The sequence below is a fragment of the Campylobacter sp. 19-13652 genome (assembly GCF_019702925.1).
Lineage (GTDB): Bacteria > Campylobacterota > Campylobacteria > Campylobacterales > Campylobacteraceae > Campylobacter_A.
Map to the genome: position 1 here is coordinate 120,679 of NZ_AP024713.1, position 20,155 is coordinate 140,833.

Below are 20,155 nucleotides of genomic sequence, written 5' to 3' on the forward strand. Positions count from 1 at the left end.
TTGTAAAAGGAAATTTATGCAAGTAAAAGCTACGCTAAATGACAGTGTAAATGCGGTAGCGACCGCTAAAATAGGTGCTGATGAGATAAAGGCATCTGTAAATAAACTAGCCAGCAAAGCTGCTAAAAGTATGAAAATAGACGGCTTTAGAAAGGGTAAAGTACCAGTAGCTGTTGTTCTAAAAAGATATGAAAAAGAGCTAGAAAAAGACGCAGAGCAGGACTTTTTCCGTGATGTGATAAATGAGGCTGTAAAAGAGCTTAAAAAAAGCGCAACAGACGTAATAGGAGAGCCTAGCTTTTCTAAATTTGATAGAAGTGAAAATGGGCTTGATTTAGAGATAAATATAAGTTTTAAACCAAGTGTGGATGTTAGTGGATATGAGGAGCTTATCCCTGATTTTTCAACCCCAAGGGTGCTTAAAAAGGATATAGACGAGAAAAAAGAGGAGCTTTTAAAAATGCTAGCCCAGCCTGAAAAGGTAGAAAAAGATAGCCTTGAAAAGGGCGATTTTGCTAAATTTGACTTTGAGGGCTTTATCGACGGTGTGGCGTTTGATGGTGGCAAGGCAGAGAAGTATATCCTAGAAATCGGCTCAGGGCAGTTTATCCCAGGCTTTGAAGATGGTATGCTAGGGCTTAAAGTGGGCGAAGAAAGAGACGTAAAGGTTACATTCCCAGCCGATTACGGTGCTGCAAATTTAGCTGGTAAAGAGGCGGTATTTAAGGTAAAACTACACGAAATAATGCAAAAAAAGGTGCCGCAAAAGCTTGATGAAGAGCTACTAAAGCGTCTAATACCAGGCGAAGAAAAGCCTAGCGAAGAGCTACTTGAAGAGCGTATAAAAGAGCAGCTTAAGGCTGAGAAAATGGCAAAACTAATAGCCGAAGAGCTAAAGCCAAAGCTAAGCGAAGCGCTTGTGGAAAAGATTAAATTTGATCTACCAAAAAATATAGTTGAGCAAGAGATTGACGTGCAGTTTAGCAATGCGTGGGCTAGCCTTTCAACTGAGGAGATGGATAAGTTTAGAAACGATCCAAAAGCTGTTGAGGCAAAGCGCGAGGAGTATCGAAAAGACGCTGAAAATAGCGTGAAGCTGACATTTATCGTCGATGAGCTAGCGCGAGTGCGTGGTGTGAGCGTGAGCGATCAGGAGGTAATGCAGGCTGTGTATTTTGAAGCCTACAGAGCGGGTGTAGATCCACGTGAACACATCAAAATGTACCAGCAAAGGGGGCTTTTGCCAGCTATAAAAATGTCTATGGTAGAAGAGCGATTATTTAGCGATATTTTCAACAAAGATAAAAAAGCAGACAAAGCCAAAAAAGAGAAGGCTGAGTGATGAGCTACTACGTCCCAGTCGTAGTCGAGCGCACTAGCCGTGGCGAGCGAAGCTATGACATCTACTCACGCCTGCTAAAAGACCGCATAGTAATGCTAAGCGGCGAGATAAACGACGTCGTGGCTAGCTCCATTGTCGCCCAGCTGCTGTTTTTAGAAGCCGAAGATCCAGACAAGGACATCTACCTATATATAAACAGCCCAGGCGGAGTCATCACGTCTGGCTTTAGCATTTATGACACGATGAATTATATAAAGCCTGATATTTGCACCATCTGCATAGGGCAGGCGGCTAGTATGGGGGCGTTTTTGCTTAGCTGCGGGGCTAAGGGCAAGCGATACGCCCTGCCAAACTCCCGCATAATGATACACCAGCCTCTTGGCGGCGCTAGGGGGCAGGCGGCGGATATTGAGATACAGGCTCGTGAAATTTTACGGCTAAAAGAGATACTAAATCAAATTCTAGCCAAAAACACGGGACAGAAAATCTCAAAAATCGCCAAAGATACCGATAGAGATTATTTTATGAGCTCGGCTGAAGCAAAAGAGTATGGGCTTATTGATAAAATTTTGGAGAAAAGCTTTAAATAGGGATTTGCCTTGATAAAGATAGATAGCGCACAAGATAGGGTTGTAATAAAGCAGAGCGAGCATATGGACGTTTATAAATTTTCTCAAGACGTCCTGCAACAACTTACAAAGGACAATATACCGTCAATTCCGAGTAACTACTCGATATATTTTGATAAAATGCTCGATAAAGGACCTGATGAGTTTAAGCGCAAAATAGCAGACGTCATCTCAACCATCGACGTCTCGCCATCTGCTGAAAGTAGTATACATATAGAAAAAGAGGTGCGCCAAAGCTATATACAGATAAAGTCAATGCTCCAAGCTGTGGGGCTTATTTATAAAAATTTAGCCACTATGAAAGTACTGGCTAAAAAGCACGCTGCTACCTTAGAAAATAGCTCCGATATTTTAGCCACTAGAAAAGTGGTACAAAACTTTAATGCAGACCTTTTAAAGCTTATGGCTTTAATGGATAAGCATATAGATATAATAAAGCTAAATTATGAGGAGATAAGTCGTATGTTTAAGGCTGTTGAGGAGCAGTCTATATACGACTCTTATTATGATATTTATAATAAAAAATTCCTCCTAAGCACTATGGCAAGCGAAGCCGAGAGTGCTAAGCGATACGGCTATAAGTCGTCGTTTTTGTTGCTTAAAATGAGCGAGCGCATAAAAGGGCGTATAAAAAATATAAAAGAGCGAGAAAATATCCAGCGTCTAATAGCTAAAATGCTTTTAAAAACTAGTCGTCGTAGCGACGTTGTGGCGCACTATGGAGAGGGCTGCTTTGCTATGGTTATGCGCCATACTGATATAGTAGGTGCGCGAAAGGCTTGCGAGCGTATTTTGGGGTTGCTTTATGAGCAGGATTATCTTAATGAGGGCGAGGTTATAAATATGGAATTTCAGATGGTTGCTTGCGCTTTAAGTGGGGCAAATATAGTAGAACAGACCCTCTCAATAGCCCTTGACCGTCTCCAAGCCAGTGATAAATCTGAAGCCCCAGTGATTATAGAGGAACAAATTTAAATGATAAGAGAGATACTAACCTACCCAGACAAGCGGCTTTTTGTCCGCTCGAATGAGGTGAGTAAATTTGATGAAAAACTTCATACTTTATTAGATGATATGTATGAGACTATGATAGATAGTGAGGGTATCGGGTTAGCCGCCATTCAAATAGGCGAGCCTGTGCGCGTACTAATCATAAATATACCAAATGAAGAGGACGTGCAAGATAGGGCAAATTTGCTTGAGGTGATAAATCCCGTTTTTGAGGATAAACAAGGCGAGGCGATATATCAGGAGGGCTGCCTTAGTGTGCCTGGATTTTACGAGGATGTAAAACGTGCTCAGTGGGTCAGAGTACGGTTTTTTGACCGCTTTGGCAAGGAGCAGACGATAGAGGCGGATGGGCTTTTAGCCATCGCGCTTCAGCATGAAAACGACCATCTTGACGGACATCTATTTATAGAAAAAATCGGCTTTAATAAGCGTAAAAAATTTGATAAAGAGTATAAAAAGGGGCTAAAGCAGCCTAGGCCAACAGGGCGTAAAATCAATCAAGAAAGTAGCGAAAAAACAGCCTAAATGAAGACTCTACGCTCTGCTTGCTATGTTGACGGACTTCATATAGTAGACATAGAGGCGACATTTACTAGAGGGCTTCCTGCTATGAGCATCGTGGGACTTCCTAGCAAGAGTATAAAAGAGAGTGGAGACAGGGTAAAATCGGCACTTTTAAGTACAGGTTTTAGCTTTCCAGCCTCTCGCATTACTATAAATTTATCCCCTTCAGACATTCCTAAAAATGGCAGTCACTTTGACCTAGCCATAGCTCTTTTAATAGCCTTGCAAAAGGCCAAAAGCCTGCAAAATATCTTTGTCTTTGGCGAGCTTGGGCTTGATGGGAGCATAAAAAGCACTTTAAATTTATTCTCCACACTCCTATTTTTAAGCACTAAAGTAAAGCAAGTCAGCGTGCTTTTGCCAGCCTCAATCGCTCAAAAAGCGGCTATGATACCAAACTTAACAGTCTATGCTGTGTCAAATTTAACCCAAGCCGTGCAGTTTTTTAGCGATGCGGAGTTTGCAAACAGCTGCTTAGTTAATAGCACTCATGCGCTTTTTAAAGATAGCCTTAATATAGCTGGCAAAACGTACGTGCCAAATTTAAATTTTGAGCTTGATTTTATCGATGTTTTAGGGCAAGAGCGCGCAAAGCGTGCCTGCGTGATAGCTGCAGCTGGCATGCATAATCTGCTCTTTGAGGGAAGCGCAGGAAGTGGCAAGAGCATGTGTGCTAAACGGCTTTGCTACATTATGCCGCCGCAAAGCGTTCATGAGGTTTTAAGCGCTGCGGCGTATCGCTCGCTTAATCAAGAGGATAGCGATTTTAGCGCGATTAGGGCGTTTCGTAGCCCCCATCATACCAGCACAAAAAGCTCTATTTTTGGCGGCGGCTCAAGTAGCGCTAGGATAGGTGAGGTAGCCTTAGCAAATGGCGGAGTGCTATTTTTTGATGAGTTTCCGCACTTTGCTAGGGGTATTATAGAGAGCTTGCGTGAGCCTTTGGAGGATTTTAAAATTCACATCTCTAGGGTTAATTCAAAGCTCACTTATGAGACTAAATTTAGCTTCGTAGCAGCGATGAATCCATGTCCGTGTGGCAATCTTTTAAACAAAAGTTTAAGCTGTCGTTGCAGTGAAAATGAGATAGCTAGATACCGTGCAAAAATCTCAGAGCCAATACTTGATCGTATAGATATGCTCGTGCAAATGGATGAAATCAGCCCAAATGATAAAGCAAGCCTTAGCTCTGCGCAGATGAGCGAGCAGGTTTTAAGGGCGTTTATAATGCAAAAAAACAGAGGGCAAGATGAGTTAAACGCTAAGCTAAGCGATGCTTGGCTTAGTAGAGTCTGCGTGCTTGATAGCGAGGCAAAAGAGGTGCTAGAACGCGCTATTATTAGGTATTCGCTAAGCCAAAGGGGGATTAAAAAATGCCTGCGTGTGGCTAGGACGATAGCCGATCTTGACGAGGTGGAAAACGTCAAAAAGCAGCATTTAATCGAGGCTTTAAGCTACCGCACGAGGAGCATTAATGCTTAAAATTTATTTAAACACTTCGGCACTGGATAAAAGGGCTTGCGATAAATTTGCTCTTAGCGAGGATTTATTGCAAGAAAACGCAGCCTATAAAATGGCTTTGGTAGTAAGGGATAAATTTAAGCCGCACGCTAGGATATTTGGTGTGTGTGGGGGAGGGAACAACGGTGCTGACGTGCTTGCTTCGCTTCGTATGCTAAGCGGTGAGTATAAATGCGCTGCTTATTTGCTATTTTATAGCGAGAAAATAAGACCTCAGCTAGAACGTGCCGTGGCAGCTGGTGTTAGCGTGGTGGCACCAAAAAGTTTGCAGCATGAGTTAGATTTTTTAAAAGGTACGGTTAAATTTAAAAAACTTAAGCGTACTTGGCTAAAGAAAGCTGAGTGTGTAATAGACGGTATATTTGGCTCTGGGCTTAATAGAACTTTGCAAAAGCCTTTTGTTAAGGCTATTAAAAAGATTAACGAGGCTAATAAATTTATCATTTCTTGTGATTTGCCTAGCGGACTTAACGCTCAAGGTAATATTATGGGTGCTTTCGTTAGGGCGGATGTTAGTGTTTGCATGGGAGTTTTAAAACTAGGGCTTTTTAGTGACATGGCAAAGGATTTTGTAGGTAAAATTGTAATTGCAAATTTAGGCATTAGTGCAGAGAATTTCTGCGGTAAAAGTGATTTTTACCTTTTGCAAAAGAGCGATTTAAGCCTACCATTTAGGGATAAAAATGACACTAACAAAGGTAGCTTTGGACATGTTTTTGCGTTAGCAGGAGAGCATACAGGAGCTTGCATAATGGCGCTAAAATCGGCATTTTGCTTTGGTGCTGGGCTTGTTAGTGCTGTTAGTAAAAATAAACTAACCATGCCAAAAGAAATAATGCAAACAAGCTATATAAGCCCTCGCATGAATGCTGGTGTAATAGGTTCTGGGCTTGGAAAAATGGCTGGAGAGAATGAGCTTATAAAAGTGTTAGTAAATGACAATACAAAGTTGTTAGTGATTGATGCTGATATGTTTTATGATGAGATTGTGCTTGGCTTTGCAAAGCGTAAAAATTGTGTGCTTACGCCACATCCAAAGGAGTTTAGTGCGCTGCTTAAAATAGCGGGCTTTGGAGAATATAATGTGCAAGAAGTGCAGGAAAATCGCTTTAAACTAGCTCGTGAGTTTAGTCTTAAATTTAAAGCCACTCTTGTGTTAAAAGGCGCTAACACAATAATAGCAAAAAACGGTAAGCTTTACATTATGCCACTTGGTGTTAGTGCGTTAGCAAAAGGCGGCAGTGGAGATGTGCTTTCCGGGCTTATAGCTGGATTGTTAGCCCAGGGTTATACTCCGTTAAAAGCCGCTATAAACGGCACTTTAGCGCATGCCATATCAGCTAGAAAGTATAAAAAAGCAAACTACTCACTAACGCCAAAACAGATTATAAAAGGTATAAAATGTTTAGTAAAAAAATAGCAATATTATTTAGTGGCTCTGGCTCAAATTTAAAAGCGATATTGGAAAAAGTCCATGGCAGAGAATTTAATGGCGTAAAAATAGAGTGTGTCTGTGCCATCACAAATAATCCAAATGCCCTTGGGATACAAAAGGCTCGTGCTTTTGGTATTGAGGCAGTGGTGATAAATCACAAAGACTTTGCAAGTAGGGAGGAATTTGATGTGGCTTTAGTTAAAAAGCTAGGCGAGTTTAGCCCTGATTTAACGGTGCTTGCTGGCTTTATGCGTATCCTAAGCCCAGTCTTTACAAACGCTGTAAAAGCCATAAATTTACACCCCTCGATTTTGCCGCTTTTTAAGGGTGCACATGCGATAAAAGAGAGCTTTAATAGCGATATGCAAGTAGGCGGAGTGAGTGTGCACTGGGTGAGTGCGGAGCTTGATGGAGGCAAAATCATCGCCCAACGTGCATTTGAGCGAGAGCAGGGCATGAACCTTGAGGCATGGGAGGAGAAAATCCACGAAATAGAGCATGAAATCCTGCCTCAAAGCATAATAAATTTACTAAGCAAAAAATTCTAGCAGAGTAAAACCACTGCGTCTTTTAAATTTGTGAGGTTTGCTGGCTATAAATTTAACACTTCTTGTGAGTAAGCTTAATTAGGAATTTTTATAAATTAAACTATGCTCTAAAGTCTAGGGTGCTTTAAAATCAGCAGAAGTAAAATTAAATGACAGCAATTTTTGCTACGTAGGAATGGGCGGAGCAGGTTTGCGGAATTGGGATGACGGCTACCAGTTGGCGCGCTATAGCGTTGTGAGAAAGATATCGGCTTGCGATGTGAGTGTTTGGTGTGATTAAAAATGGCAGAGAGCTTCGTATAGCAACCCCAGTTATTTGCGTAAAATACAAGAGCTACGGTATAAAGCTTTGTGTAAAATAAATTTAAATCCAAATGTTTATGGCTTAAAATTTTATAAAATAAAACTACGCTTCATCACGTGCAGATGGGCAATGAAAATGTCGGCCACGTAAATTAAATTAGCTTAGTTTTTGCCGTGCTTGTAGCCAGCTAGGTGTGATACCTTTGCATTTTGACTTTTTTATCTTTGCGTGTTATTTAAAGATTTGCCACTTAAATGAAAACCGCCTATTATGCGCGCATTTGTAAGGTGTTGGTAAGTTATTGTTTGGCTTTTTATCTTGAGTGAAAACAAACATGGCGAGTTTTTTGATAAAGTGAAGTTTAAAGAAGCTACTAAGGTTAATGCTATGCATCTTACAGGCGCGTGATACTTTTAATATTGCCTTTGTTAGTAAAAGTGGGAGACTTTGCAAAATAAGCGTATGTGGCTTAAATTTTATGAATAAAATAAAAACTAATTTATTGCAAAGTAGTAAAAAGCTTTATTACAAGTCACTCTAATTAACGCAAAAGAGTAAATTTAAAAGCTAAAATGTTTCTAAAATAGTCTTGCAAGCAGCGCATAAATTTGGTGTAAATTTAAATTTAAAATGGCGCTTTAAAATTAACTTTAAGAAAAAGCGATAAAATCAGTGATTTGTTTTGGCAAATTTATAAAACTAAGGAAAAATTATGGAATGGATCACATCAGCACAGGCATGGGTCTCGCTGCTTACTCTAACGGGGCTTGAGATAGTTCTTGGTATTGATAATATAATCTTTGTTGCTATACTCGTCTCAAAGCTTCCAAAACATCAGCAAGACCGTGGGCGTGTGCTAGGGCTTGGCTTTGCGATGCTTACGCGTATACTGCTGCTGCTTAGCCTGTTTTGGATTATGCACCTGACTAAGCCGCTTTTTAGTGTAGCTTCAATTAGTATCACGGGGCGCGATTTGGTGCTTATTTTGGGTGGGGTGTTTTTACTTTTAAAGTCTCTTAAAGAGCTAGTAAGTCATATAAAAGGGGACGAGGATGGCGCAAAAGATGGCGGCGCTGGGGCTAGCTTTGCTTTTATCATCGCTCAAATTGCCGTGCTTGATATAGTCTTTTCACTTGATAGTGTAATCACTGCTGTTGGTATGGCAGATCATATCCAGATAATGATACTAGCTGTAATCATTGCAGTTGGCGTTATGATGTTTGCTTCAAAGCCGATTGCGCATTTTATCGAGGAGCATAAGGAGCTAAAGGCACTTGCGCTTGCATTTTTGGTGCTTGTGGGGGGTGTGCTTGTAGCAGAGGGCTTTGGCGCACACGTGGATAAGGCTATGATTTACGTTGCCATGGGATTTTCTTTGGTCGTTGAAATTATTAATATCTTGAGTAAAAAAAGTCAAAAATAGGCGGTTTAAATTTGCCTTGATTTGGTTAAATTTTAGGCTTAATTAAAAAAATATTTAAAAAAATGTATAATTAGGTATTAAATTTTACTCAAGGCAAGATATGATCCTTATAATAGATAATTACGATAGTTTTGTTTTTAATATCTACCAGTACGTACAGCAGTTAAGCACCGATGAAGTGCTTTGTGTGCGAAACGACCAAATCAGTTTAGAACAGATTAAAGACCTCTCGCCTAGCCATATCATACTAAGCCCAGGTCCAAAGCACCCAAAAGATAGTGGTGTCTGCCTAGACGTACTCGGTGCTGGGCTTGAAGCACCGGTGCTTGGAGTGTGTTTGGGGCATCAGGCGATAGGGTTAAATTACGGCGCAAGTATAAAACGTCAAGACGTCCCACTACATGGCAAAACCTCAAAAATAAGCACTGTTAACGGCGGTGGGGAGATTTTTGCGGGACTTCCTGATAAATTTGAAGTCATGCGATATCACTCGCTTTATGTGGATGATTTGCCACAAAACCTCACTCCGCTAGCTTACGCAGATGATGGCGTGCTTATGGCACTTAAGGTAAAAGATAAAGATATTTACGGCATTCAGTTTCACCCAGAGAGCTATTTTAGCGAGTATGGTAAACAAATAATTGCAAATTTTTTAAATATCTCAAAGAAAGATGAGAAAAAATCGCAGCCTCACCCTACTGATTTGCGCCCATATTTACTAAAGCTTCAGGAAAATGAGCGGCTTGATGATAGGGATTTTGCTGGCATTATTGATCTAATCGCCTCTAGCAAGGCAGACGAGCTTCAGCTAGCTGCGCTACTTGTGCTTATAAGCGAAAAGAGCCTAAATGCCGATAGTCTTGTCTCTCTTGTGCGAAATATCCTACGTTACTCGCATACCTTCCGCGATAGTTCGGCGATGATAGATTTGTGTGGTACCGGAGGAGATGGCTTTAAGAGCATAAATGTCTCAACTGCTGTTAGCTTTATCCTAGCTGCGCTTGGTGTAAAGGTCGCAAAGCACGGCAATAAAGCTGTCAGCTCAGCAAGTGGCAGTAGCGATGTAATAAGCGCGATAAATTTAAAAATTAGCGACAGCATAGCCGCTCAGCGTATGCTGCTAGATAGCGCTAATCTCGCATTTTTCCACGCTCCATTTTTCCATCCGCTTGTGGGCGCATTAAAAGACGTTAGAACGCGCCTTGGCATACGAACAGTCTTTAATATCCTAGGGCCTATGCTAAATCCAAATTTATCCCTGCGCTATCAGCTAGTGGGCTGCTATCACAAGCCAGTGCTTAGGCTTTACGCACAGACGCTTGGGCTGCTGGGGCGCAAACACGCACTAGTCGTACGAGGCGAGGATGGAATGGATGAGATTAGCATATGCGACTCCACGCGTATAGTGGAGCTTAAAGATGGCACAATAAGCGAATACAGCGTTACTCCAGAGCAGTTTGGTTTTACTAGGGCGCTTCACTCTGATATAGCTGGTGCAGACGCAGCAAAAAATGCTGAAATTTTAAAAGCTACTCTAAAGGGCGAGCTAAATGGCGCAAAACGCGATATAGTCGTGCTTAATGCGATGTTTGCCCTGTATACGGCTGATAGAGTCTCTAGCCCAAATGACGCGCGCGAAATTGTTGAGAGTGCGCTTGATAGTGGGCTTGTGTGGGAGTATTTTATGCACTATTTAAAGGGGCTTGGCGTTGAGGCTTAAAATTTGTGGCATTAAAAGTGTGGCAGAGGCAAAAACCGTACTTGGCTTTAATGAGGTAGATTATGTGGGGTTAATTTTGGCTAGTTCTAAGCGCAGGGTAAGCCCTGAGCTAGCCACGCAAATAGCAAGCCTAGCTCATGAAATGGGTAAGCAAGCAGTTGGAGTTTTTGTAGATGCTGCGCCTAATGAGATACTTGCTTCTTGCCAGAGCGTGGGCTTTGATGTAGTGCAGCTTCACATAAAGCAAGCAAGCTCTGAGCTTTACGCTGGGCTTAGGGCTAAGCTAAATCAAAAAGGTGTATCGCTTTGGCAAGCCTTAAGTGTGAGGGAAAGTCTGCCAGAGCCCAGCATAGACGCAGATATGGTGCTATATGACGCTAGCGGTAAATTTGCTGGTGGAAATGGAGTGAGTTTTAGCTGGGATTTATTGCGCACTTTAAAGGCGCAAAGCTTTGGACTAGCTGGGGGCATAGGGGCGGATAATATCGCAAAAGCAGCAAGCTATAGACCAGCCTTGATAGATTTAAATAGTAAATTAGAGGATGAAAATGGCATAAAATCTAGCGAAAAAATCTCTCGAACTTTGATAAATTTAAAGGAAGCAGTGTGAATAAAAAGGCGTATTTTGGTAAATTTGGCGGACAGTTTGTGCCAGAGACTGCTATGGCGGCTCTTAGCGAGCTTGAGGCGGCATATCTAAGTATCGCACAAAGCGATGAGTTTAAAGCTGAGCTTGATTTGCTTTTGGCTGAGTATGTAGGGCGTCCGACGCCACTATATCATGCAAGGCGTCTAAGCGAGCATTACGGACATGAAATTTATCTAAAGCGTGAGGATCTTTGCCATACTGGTGCTCATAAGATAAATAATGCCTTAGCGCAGTGTCTGCTAGCTAAAAAAATGGGCAAAAAACGAGTCATAGCCGAGACTGGGGCTGGACAGCACGGAGTGGCGACTGCGACTGCGGCGGCACTTTTGGGGCTTGAGTGTGAGGTTTATATGGGTGCTGTTGACGTGGCTAGACAGAGCTTAAACGTCTTTCGTATGGAGCTTTTAGGGGCTAGTGTGGTAAGCATTAGTGATGGCTTAGGCACTTTAAAAGAGGCTACAACCGCCGCGATTCAGGCTTGGGTAAATGGCGTGGAGGAGATATTTTACGTCATAGGCTCAGTTGTGGGACCACACCCATACCCAAAAATGGTGCGAGATTTTCAAAGCGTGATAGGACGAGAGACAAAATCCCAGCTTAAAAGCCGTGGCTTAAGCGCTGATTATGTCATAGCCTGCGTTGGTGGCGGAAGCAATGCCATGGGGATATTTCATGAGTTTGTAGGCGATGAGAGCGTGGGTTTAATAGGCGTAGAAGCTGCAGGGCTAGGTGCTAGCACGCCATATCACGCAGCTACTATCACACGTGGAGCAGAGGGGATAATCCACGGAATGAAAACCATCGTTTTGCAGGATAGATATGGCATGATAGAGGAGGTGCATAGCATATCTGCTGGGCTTGATTATCCAGGTATCGGACCAGAGCATGCGCACCTAAATGATATAAAAAGAGCCACATACGCCCCTATAACTGATGATGAGTGCATAAACGCCCTGCGCTTAGTTTCTCGCCTTGAGGGGATAATCCCAGCTATTGAGAGTGCGCATGCGCTGGCATATTTGGAGTATCTCTGTCCTAGTTTAAAAGAGCCTAAAGTCATAGTTGTAAACGTAAGTGGCAGGGGGGATAAGGACATGTCAAGCATAGCAAATTACGAAAAAGGAAAAATTTATGGATAGGCTTTGTGATAAATTTAAACTTAAAAAGGCAAATATCGGTTACGTTGTCGCAGGCTATCCTAGCCTTGAATACACGGCTAATTTGCTTGAGAGTCTAGACGATAGCTGCCTTGACGTGCTTGAGCTTGGCTTGCCATACTCTGACCCTCTAGCAGATGGCGAAGTCATCGCAAAGGCTAGCTTTAGCGCACAAAGAGCTGGCATAAATGCTGATAAAGTCTTTGACATGCTAGATGGCTTAAGTAAAAAGCCAAATGCCGCACTTGTGTTTTTAGTTTATTATAATATCATCTACGCATATGGCATGGATAAATTTATAGCGCGTGCCGCAAAGGCTGGCATAAGTGGGCTTATAGTGCCGGATCTGCCCTTTGAGGAGGCTAGCGAGCTAAAGCTAGCCTGCGAGGGCGCTGACATGGCGCTGGTGCCGCTTATTAGCGTAACCTCAGGGGATAGGGTGCAAATGCTAAAAGGCTATGATCGAGGGTTTGTCTATCTTGTGGGCGCAATAGGCGTAAGCGGAAGCAAAAGAGCGAGCAAGGAGCGGCTTAAGGCCATGAGAGAGAGTATTGCTGAGGTATCAAATTTACCTGTGGCGGTGGGTTTTGGCGTGAGGGATAGTACTGGCGTGGCTGAGGTGCATTCGTATGCAAACGGCGCTATAATAGGCACAGCTATCGTGCAAGCTAGCCAAAGCATGAAAGAGGGCGAGCTAATTGCGCACATAAATGGGCTTTTTGGTAGGGTTTAGATAAATTTAAGTATAATAGATAAAACTCACAAGGATAAAATGATGAAAGAGATAAAACAAGTCGTAGAGGCTGGTGTAAAAAACCTCTTTGAAAATACAATGGGGCTAAAGATAAGCGTAGGTAAAAGCGTTGGTAAGGGCTTTTATACGGTCAGCATACCAGTTAGCTTTGAGACTGGAGTAATTGAGTTTTATCTATTTTTAAAGCGTCCTAGTCTTGAGGCGTTTGCTCAGCATCTTTTTGGTGATGATGAGGTTAGCGAGGGGGATTTGGAGGATTTAAGTAAAGAAGCGGCTAATCAAATCATAGGCAAGGCTAAGAATTTATTAAATGAAAAAAATGAGAGCAAATATAGCCTAGGCACTCCGACGTTTTTAGGTAGCGTGGAAAATACTGCGATTAAATTTAATGAAAAATTTATATACAAGCTAAATAATAGGACATTTTTCATAGGATATATCATAAAATGAGCGAAGAAATAGAGATAGTGGAAGGCGGCGAGCTAATCCTAGGTGAGGGGACTGGACTTTTTAAAAGCTACGATGAGCTGATGGATATTAGCGTCGATTTTATCGCTGAGCTTGGGACGACGACTATTAGTATAGCTGAGCTTTTACGGCTTGAAGCAGGTAGTGTTATCGACCTAGAAAAGCCTGCTGGAGAGAGCGTGGAGCTATATATTAATAATAGAATTTTTGGCAAGGGCGAGGTTATGGTGTATGAGAAAAATTTAGCCATAAGGATAAATGAGATACTTGACTCAAAATCTGTAATCCAGTACTTTAAAAAGGAGCTTTTATGAGGCTTTTGGCTGCCTTTTTTCTTGCATTTTTTGCGTTTAACCAGCACGCTTTTGCGGTGAGTTTGCTGGGGTATAATGTCTATGAAAGAAGCGACCGCGTAGACGTAATGCTAAGCTTTGATGCGCCATATGAGGGGCAGATATATTCAAAGCGTGAAAATGGCACCACTTCGTTAATCCTTGGCTCACTAAGCTTTAATGAAAATATCAGTAAACAGCTAAACTCCGCGATAATCAGTGAGCTAGACATAACGCCAGTTAAAAATTCCCTAGCCATAAACTTACACTCTACTCAGCCTATTACAGTGGGTGCGTCAAAGACTACGGACGGCTTTGGGCTTAGGATACGCGTTACATTGCCAGCTAAAAGCACACAAAATGCCAGCACAAATAATCCGTATCTAAACCAAAATCAAGACGTAGCCAAAAGCGCAAACGACACCAGCCAGCCAGCCAGCCTTGCTAGCACAGATGCGAATACGCAAAGCTCAGGGGCATTTGGTGGCGATGATGAGGGGCTTATTAGCTTTAGGTATGTTGCAGTGGTTGTTGTGCTTGTGTTGCTGCTTTTGCTGCTTTTGGTGTTTCGTAAATTTATCATCACTAAAGGTGGTAGCACATTTATTAAGCGCGCGGCGTTTCTTGATAAGCTCGAGCTAAAGCAGGGGGTAGAGACTATCTACGAACGCGCACTAGACGCACAAAATAGGGTGGTTTTGCTCGAGTTTAAAGATAGACAGTATCTAGTAATTGTAGGCAGTACAAATTTAATCCTTGATAGATTTGGCGATAATATAGCCAATGAAGATGAGTTTAGTGCGTTTTTTGAGGAGAATAAACGCCGAATAAGCGAGATGTTAAAGCAGCGTCAAGGCAGTCTAGAAAACTATAAGGACAAGATAGGCAAGAGCTCGTAAGCGGGGACTTTTGGCTTTGGTTTTTGCTAGCCTCGTTCTTTGGACTTTTTGGCTTACCCTTTTTGGGTGTTGCTGAGATATTTTAAGCTAGCTTGTCTAGTAGGTGCTTTTAAATGAGCTAGCTTTAATGAAAACTCTGTTTTACAGAAACCACGTTTGGTTTGTTTTAATAACTTCATTTACGCCGACCGCACATGCTTGCTTTAATACTTGTCTATATACGCTACGTTTAAAACAATACCTTAACATTTAAATTTATCTTTTGATGCCTCTTATTATTTGTTTTTGTAAAATAATCTAGCTCATCTAGCTTTACAAGGCAATGCCTTCTTTGACAAAACAGGGCTTAACCGTATTTTAAAGTGATTTCGTTTATTTGCCATTTGTGGCGCAGTTTCACTCAGTCTATGTAAAATAAAGCTAAAATATTACACCAAAGTCCATGGTGGCTACGGTAGTTATAGATGAGCTACCGCTTCCCTCCACCTTTTTTACGGTCTATTCTTGCACTTTGTCAAGACGAGCGATATTTCTTATTTTGGTATTATTTTATTTATTTTAAAACTCTCTTTATTAGCTTTAATACTTGCACGATAAAGCGATAGACGAACAAAAAAGAAAGCGATTTCATAAATTGAAAAACCTTAGTCTTAGAAGCGCAAAGTCAAAGCTTTCACGGTTTAAAATTAACTTAGATAAATTTAAATATTAATCACAATAAAAATGTTGGCGCTGTGCGTTAAAAGTCTTTTAAAAATATTTCTATGTAAAATAATGTATAAATTTATAGCGCACAATAAATTTAATCTACAAAGCGAAGTTTTTGGGGATTTTGAGCCACTTTTTATAAAGTAGCTCAAAGCAAAAAATCGGCTAAGCTTAATAAGCTGGGGTAAAATCAGTTTTCTTGTGATAGCTCTTTATTCCAGCCGCCGCCCATAGCCTTAAAAAGATCCACTATTGCGCTTTTTTGGTTAAACTCAGATTTAGCTAGCTCAAGCTGTGCGTTTAGCAGGCTACGTTGTGCGTCAAGCAGGCTGATATACTCGACCGCGCCACTGTCATATTGGATTTGAGTGATGTCATAAATTTCCTCTTGCGTTTTTAAGCGCTCGGCATTTTTGCGCTTTGCACTTAAGCTTTTGCTAGCTGCGTCTATTGCCGTTACTGCTTCGCTGATTGCTGTGCGTACGGTGCTTTCGTAGTTTATAAAAGCAGCGTCCTCACTAAGCTTTGCTATGTCGATATTTGCATTTATTTTGCCGCCATCAAATATCATCTGTGCTAGGCTTCCTCCAAGCGACCAAGCCGAGTTTGCAGGGTTTATAAGCGTATCAAGCCTATCGCTGGTATAGCCAAAGCCTGCTGAGAGTGAGATAGATGGTAGCCATGCCTTTTTAGCCACGCCAAGTGCGGCGTTTGCGCTTACTACACGCTGCCACGCGGCTGCTACGTCTGGGCGGTGATCTAGTAGCTGTGCGCTTATGCCTGTGTTTATCGCTACTTCATCGTTTTTGCCAATGTCTGTAGCAGAGTATATTATCTCGTCGTTGCTTGCGCCTGTTAGTATATGCAGTGCTGCTTGTGCGGCGCTAATGCTAATGTCAAGATTGACTAAGCTTATCTCGGCATTTTGCACGCTTGCTTCGCTTTGGAGATATTCGCTTTTGCTTATTGCGCCAAGCTTTAGCTTGTCAGCGTAAAGGTCTCTTGTGGCTTCGTAGTTTTTTAGGTTTTTTTCATATACTGCACGCTGTGCTAGTAGGCTGGCTAGATTAAAATACCCCTTTGCTACGCTTGCTGCTAGGCTTATGCGAGCGGCGTCATAGTCGTAGTTTGTGGCTCTTAAATTTGCTTTAGCCATATCTACGCTATCTCTTACCTTGCCCCATATATCAAGCTCATAGCTTAATCCAGCACGCAGACTAAAGCCACTGCTAGGATTTGCCTCGTGGGCTACGTTTGCCCTGCTAGCTCCTGCGCTTGCATTTAGGCTAGGTAGCCAGTCGGCTTTTTGTATCCCTAGGCTTGCGGCTGCTTTTTTTAAATTTATATAAGTGATTTTTAAATCAAGATTGTTGCTAAAAGCCTTTTCGATTAGAGCATTTAGCTTTTCGTCATTAAATTCTTTCCACCACTCATTGCTTATTTTCACATCGTTTACGCTTCCGCTAAACTCCTGCTTTGCGTTAGGTAGCTCCGGACGAAATGCGCAACCAGCCAAAACAGCGCATAGTGATAGTGCGATGACGTGCGATTTTATCATTTTTCTCCTCCTTTTTTGTTCCATACTTTTTCATTTAGACTTTCAAGCAGATAGTAAAATAGCGGTACGAAAAATATCGAAATCGTAGTCGCTGCTATCATACCACCAAGCACGCCAGTACCTAGACTGTGGCGGCTTGCAGCTCCAGCTCCGCTACTGATTACTAATGGGACGATGCCAAGTCCAAAGGCGATTGAAGTCATCACGATAGGACGGAAGCGAAGCTTTGCTGCTGAGATAGCTGCCTCTACTATGCCCTTGCCGTTTTCGCGCTCGTTCATAGCAAACTCAACTATCAAAATAGCGTTTTTAGCCGATAATCCGATAAGTAGTAATAGTCCTACTTGAAAATAAATATCATCACTAAGCCCCCTAGCCCAAGTAGCAAGAAGCGAGCCAAATACCGCAAAAGGCACCGCAGTAATTACAGCTAGCGGTATAAGCCATCTTTCATACTGAGCTGCTAGGATAAGGAAAACAAAAACTATACCAAATACAAATGCTATCGCTCCTTTACCGCTACTTTCTACTTCTTGATAGCTAGAGCCTGCCCATCCTAGTGAGTACTCGTTTGTGCCTAGGGTTTGATTTACCACCTCTATTATAGCATTTATTGCGTCTCCTGAGCTGTATCCAGGGGCTGGATCTCCCATGATTTTTGCCGCTGGAAAGAGGTTGAACCTCTCAACCAAATCAGGACCCACGCTTCGCTTTATGCTTACAAGTGAGCTTAAAGGCACTTGAGTACCGTTTGAGCTTTTTACAAATATAGTGGCTAAATCAGCTGGACTGTCTGTAAATTCGCTCTTTGCCTTTGCGTATACTCTATAGCTTTTCCCAAGCATGTTAAAATCATTTATATAATAGCTTCCAAAAGTCGCCGCCAGGGTGCTAAAAATCGCATCTTTATCAACGCCAAGTAATCGTGCCTTAGCGTAATCAACGCTCATATCGTAGCGTGGATAGCCAGTCTCTAGCGTGGTTCGTACGCGTACTAGCTCAGGGCGTGCGTTTGCAGCTGCTAGCATTTTTTGCACGTCAGCTTCTATTTCATTGTAGCTTTTTCCGCTTCTGTTTTGTAAGTACGCCTCAAAGCCTCCAGTTAAGCTAAGTCCCATAATGGGTGGTAAATTTAATACAAAGCTAAGGCTATCTTTTGAGCTAGCTACTGCGCCGTTTAGTGGCCCTAAAAGTGCGTCTATGTGCTGATTAGGTAGCTTTCTTTCGCTCCAGTCTTTAAGCCTTATAAAGCTAACGCCAGCGTCTGATCTTAGCGTACCGCTTATTAGATCATAGCCTGCTAGGGATACGACTAGGTCTATGTTTGGATTTTGTAGGAATTTGTTTGTTAAGTCTTTCATTTCCTCATTTGTGCGCCATGCGTTTGAAGCTGGTGGCAAGTAGGTAATAGTCATGGCATAGCCCTTATCCTCGCTAGGTACTAGCCCACTAGGAACGTGCTTAAATAGCTCTATCATAGAGCCTATTATTATGGCTACTATTATTAGGCTAGGGATTACATGGCGTAAAATTTTTGCTACACCAGCGCTAAATAAATTTGTAGAAAAGTCAAAAAAGTCATTAAATTTACGTACAAACCAAAACGGCTTATTGTGTCCTCGTTTTAAAAATACCGCACAAAGTGCAGGTGTAAGAGTAAGTGCCACAAGCCCAGAAAGCGCAACCGATACAGTAAGAGTAAGTGCAAACTGGCGCTGTATGACTCCCACAAAGCCCTCCATAAAAGAAACTGGGATAAATACCGCTGAAAGCACTAGTACGATAGAAATTACCGGCGTGGTAACCTCGCTCATGGCTTTTATAGTGGCCTCTTTTATGCTTAAATTTGGCTCCTCCTCCATTATACGCTCGACGTTTTCAATCACGATAATGGCGTCATCAACCACAATGCCGATGGCAAGAACCAGGGCAAAAAGCGTGATTAAATTTATGCTAAAGCCCATGGCATAAAGCCCAGCAAATGTGCCTATGATAGAAACTGGCACCGCAAGCATAGGTATGATTGTTGCGCGGAAAGATTTTAAGAACATATAAATAACAATCATAACAAGCACCATAGCCTCTATAAATGTATGCACGACCTCCTCTATACTTACCTGTACAAATGTCGTGGTGTCGTAGTTTACGTTTGCGTACATGCCGTTTGGATAGCTAGGTGCTAGCTCTTTTAGTCTCTTTTTTATGCCGTCCATAGTCGCAAGTGCATTTGCTCCACTTTGTAAAAACACAAGCATGATAGCTGAACGCTTATTACTTACATATGAACTAAAGGCGTAACTTTGTGCTCCTACTTCGACATCGGCCACATCGCCTAAATGCAAAATCGCACTTTGCTTATCTGCGCGTATTATGATGTTTTTAAACTCCTGTACACTAGATAGCCTGCCTTCTGGTTTTATGCTGTATACGTATGGGGCTTTTATGGCTAGTGGCTCTTGAGCGATTTTACCTGCTGCGTACTGCTTGTTTTGTACGCTTATGGCGTTTAGTACTTCTGGGATTGAGATGTTGTATTTAGCTAATAAATCAGGCTTTAGCCAGATTCTCATAGCGTAGTCTTTATCGCCTATTACTCTTGCATCACCTACGCCCTCGACGCGCTTTATCTCATCGGCGACGTTTAATATTACATAGTTATTTAGCTCAATGTCTGTCATACTGGTGTCATCGCTCATAAATGAGACAGCGCCAAGTATAGAGCTAGAGCGTTCGCGTACTGTTACGCCGTACTGTTGAACCTCCTGCGGAAGCCTTGCTAGGGCTGCTTGTACGCGGTTGTTTACATCTATGGTGGCTTGTTTTGGGTCTGATCCTACCTTAAAATAGACGCTTAAGTTCATACTTCCAGATGCGCTTGCGGTGCTTTGCATATATATCATATTCTCCACACCGTTTATCTGATCCTCTAATACGCTAGCCACAGTCTGGGCTATTGCTGCTGCGTCAGCGCCTGTGTAGGTGGCATTTACCGTTACTTGCGGCGGAGTAAGCTGCGGATACTCCTCAACAGGCAAAGACTTTATGCTCATAAGCCCAGCTATGACGATTATAAGCGATAAAACAGTCGCAAATATCGGACGGGTGATGAAAAATTTAGAAAACATCAGCTATC

Annotated in this window: 17 protein-coding genes; 15 read left to right on the forward strand and 2 right to left on the reverse strand. The window is 42.1% G+C overall.

Annotated features, from left to right (window positions below):
• Positions 1-16: 16 nt before the first annotated feature.
• The 15 genes from tig to LBC_RS00630 all read left to right on the forward strand — a co-directional run bounded on the left by tig (position 17) and on the right by LBC_RS00630 (position 14,756).
• Entirely contained in the window at positions 17-1,342 is a 1,326-nt protein-coding gene (gene tig / locus LBC_RS00560) for a trigger factor (RefSeq protein WP_221254197.1), read from the forward strand.
• A complete protein-coding gene (clpP, locus tag LBC_RS00565; RefSeq protein ID WP_221254198.1) occupies positions 1,342-1,932 on the forward strand; it encodes an ATP-dependent Clp endopeptidase proteolytic subunit ClpP in 591 nt (196 codons plus the stop codon). The genes tig and clpP overlap by 1 nt, the downstream gene beginning before the upstream one ends.
• Positions 1,933-1,941: 9 nt before the next feature.
• Positions 1,942-2,946 (forward strand): GGDEF domain-containing protein, encoded by a 1,005-nt coding sequence (locus LBC_RS00570; RefSeq protein ID WP_221254199.1) that lies wholly within the window; start codon positions 1,942-1,944, stop codon positions 2,944-2,946.
• Positions 2,947-3,507: a peptide deformylase gene (gene def / locus LBC_RS00575; protein ID WP_221254200.1), complete on the forward strand. Its 561-nt coding sequence runs from the start codon at positions 2,947-2,949 to the stop codon at positions 3,505-3,507. It begins immediately after the preceding gene.
• A complete protein-coding gene (locus tag LBC_RS00580; protein ID WP_221254201.1) occupies positions 3,508-5,028 on the forward strand; it encodes a YifB family Mg chelatase-like AAA ATPase in 1,521 nt (506 codons plus the stop codon).
• A complete protein-coding gene (locus tag LBC_RS00585; protein ID WP_221254202.1) occupies positions 5,021-6,487 on the forward strand; it encodes an NAD(P)H-hydrate dehydratase in 1,467 nt (488 codons plus the stop codon). The genes LBC_RS00580 and LBC_RS00585 overlap by 8 nt, the downstream gene beginning before the upstream one ends.
• Positions 6,469-7,050, forward strand: coding sequence for a phosphoribosylglycinamide formyltransferase (gene purN / locus LBC_RS00590; RefSeq protein WP_221254203.1), 582 nt, complete (start codon positions 6,469-6,471; stop codon positions 7,048-7,050). Before LBC_RS00585 ends, purN begins: the two co-directional genes overlap by 19 nt.
• A 1,013-nt stretch (positions 7,051-8,063) precedes the next feature.
• A complete protein-coding gene (locus tag LBC_RS00595; protein ID WP_221254908.1) occupies positions 8,064-8,777 on the forward strand; it encodes a TerC family protein in 714 nt (237 codons plus the stop codon).
• A gap of 100 nt (positions 8,778-8,877) precedes the next feature.
• Positions 8,878-10,497 carry an anthranilate phosphoribosyltransferase gene (gene trpD, locus LBC_RS00600; RefSeq protein WP_221254204.1) on the forward strand — a complete coding sequence of 540 codons (1,620 nt, stop codon included), beginning with the start codon at positions 8,878-8,880 and terminating at the stop codon, positions 10,495-10,497.
• Complete coding sequence (locus tag LBC_RS00605) at positions 10,487-11,107, forward strand: phosphoribosylanthranilate isomerase (RefSeq protein WP_260173414.1); 621 nt, start codon at positions 10,487-10,489, stop codon at positions 11,105-11,107. Before trpD ends, LBC_RS00605 begins: the two co-directional genes overlap by 11 nt.
• Positions 11,104-12,285, forward strand: coding sequence for a tryptophan synthase subunit beta (gene trpB / locus LBC_RS00610; protein WP_221254206.1), 1,182 nt, complete (start codon positions 11,104-11,106; stop codon positions 12,283-12,285). Before LBC_RS00605 ends, trpB begins: the two co-directional genes overlap by 4 nt.
• Positions 12,278-13,036 carry a tryptophan synthase subunit alpha gene (gene trpA / locus LBC_RS00615; protein ID WP_221254207.1) on the forward strand — a complete coding sequence of 253 codons (759 nt, stop codon included), beginning with the start codon at positions 12,278-12,280 and terminating at the stop codon, positions 13,034-13,036. The genes trpB and trpA overlap by 8 nt, the downstream gene beginning before the upstream one ends.
• A gap of 42 nt (positions 13,037-13,078) precedes the next feature.
• Entirely contained in the window at positions 13,079-13,507 is a 429-nt protein-coding gene (locus tag LBC_RS00620) for a restriction endonuclease (RefSeq protein WP_260173415.1), read from the forward strand.
• Entirely contained in the window at positions 13,504-13,839 is a 336-nt protein-coding gene (gene fliN, locus LBC_RS00625; RefSeq protein WP_221254208.1) for a flagellar motor switch protein FliN, read from the forward strand. Before LBC_RS00620 ends, fliN begins: the two co-directional genes overlap by 4 nt.
• On the forward strand, positions 13,836-14,756 hold the full coding sequence (locus LBC_RS00630) for a hypothetical protein (RefSeq protein WP_221254209.1): 921 nt from the start codon (positions 13,836-13,838) through the stop codon (positions 14,754-14,756). Before fliN ends, LBC_RS00630 begins: the two co-directional genes overlap by 4 nt.
• Positions 14,757-15,654: 898 nt before the next feature.
• Here LBC_RS00630 and LBC_RS00635 read toward each other — a convergent pair.
• Both LBC_RS00635 and LBC_RS00640 read right to left on the reverse strand, forming a co-directional pair.
• Positions 15,655-17,022, reverse strand: a complete 1,368-nt coding sequence (locus LBC_RS00635) for an efflux transporter outer membrane subunit (protein WP_221254210.1) — start codon at positions 17,020-17,022, stop codon at positions 15,655-15,657.
• Positions 17,019-20,147 (reverse strand): efflux RND transporter permease subunit, encoded by a 3,129-nt coding sequence (locus LBC_RS00640; RefSeq protein ID WP_221254211.1) that lies wholly within the window; start codon positions 20,145-20,147, stop codon positions 17,019-17,021. Before LBC_RS00640 ends, LBC_RS00635 begins: the two co-directional genes overlap by 4 nt.
• Positions 20,148-20,155: the final 8 nt, after the last annotated feature.

Coding starts and splice junctions, on each gene's coding strand:
- tig (WP_221254197.1), top strand. CDS start 17: ATGCAAGTAAAAGCTACGCTAAATGACAGTGTAAATGCGGTAGCGACC.
- clpP (WP_221254198.1), top strand. CDS start 1,342: ATGAGCTACTACGTCCCAGTCGTAGTCGAGCGCACTAGCCGTGGCGAG.
- def (WP_221254200.1), top strand. CDS start 2,947: ATGATAAGAGAGATACTAACCTACCCAGACAAGCGGCTTTTTGTCCGC.
- LBC_RS00580 (WP_221254201.1), top strand. CDS start 3,508: ATGAAGACTCTACGCTCTGCTTGCTATGTTGACGGACTTCATATAGTA.
- LBC_RS00585 (WP_221254202.1), top strand. CDS start 5,021: ATGCTTAAAATTTATTTAAACACTTCGGCACTGGATAAAAGGGCTTGC.
- purN (WP_221254203.1), top strand. CDS start 6,469: ATGTTTAGTAAAAAAATAGCAATATTATTTAGTGGCTCTGGCTCAAAT.
- trpD (WP_221254204.1), top strand. CDS start 8,878: ATGATCCTTATAATAGATAATTACGATAGTTTTGTTTTTAATATCTAC.
- trpA (WP_221254207.1), top strand. CDS start 12,278: ATGGATAGGCTTTGTGATAAATTTAAACTTAAAAAGGCAAATATCGGT.
- LBC_RS00620 (WP_260173415.1), top strand. CDS start 13,079: ATGAAAGAGATAAAACAAGTCGTAGAGGCTGGTGTAAAAAACCTCTTT.
- fliN (WP_221254208.1), top strand. CDS start 13,504: ATGAGCGAAGAAATAGAGATAGTGGAAGGCGGCGAGCTAATCCTAGGT.
- LBC_RS00630 (WP_221254209.1), top strand. CDS start 13,836: ATGAGGCTTTTGGCTGCCTTTTTTCTTGCATTTTTTGCGTTTAACCAG.
- LBC_RS00635 (WP_221254210.1), bottom strand. CDS start 17,022: ATGATAAAATCGCACGTCATCGCACTATCACTATGCGCTGTTTTGGCT.
- LBC_RS00640 (WP_221254211.1), bottom strand. CDS start 20,147: ATGTTTTCTAAATTTTTCATCACCCGTCCGATATTTGCGACTGTTTTA.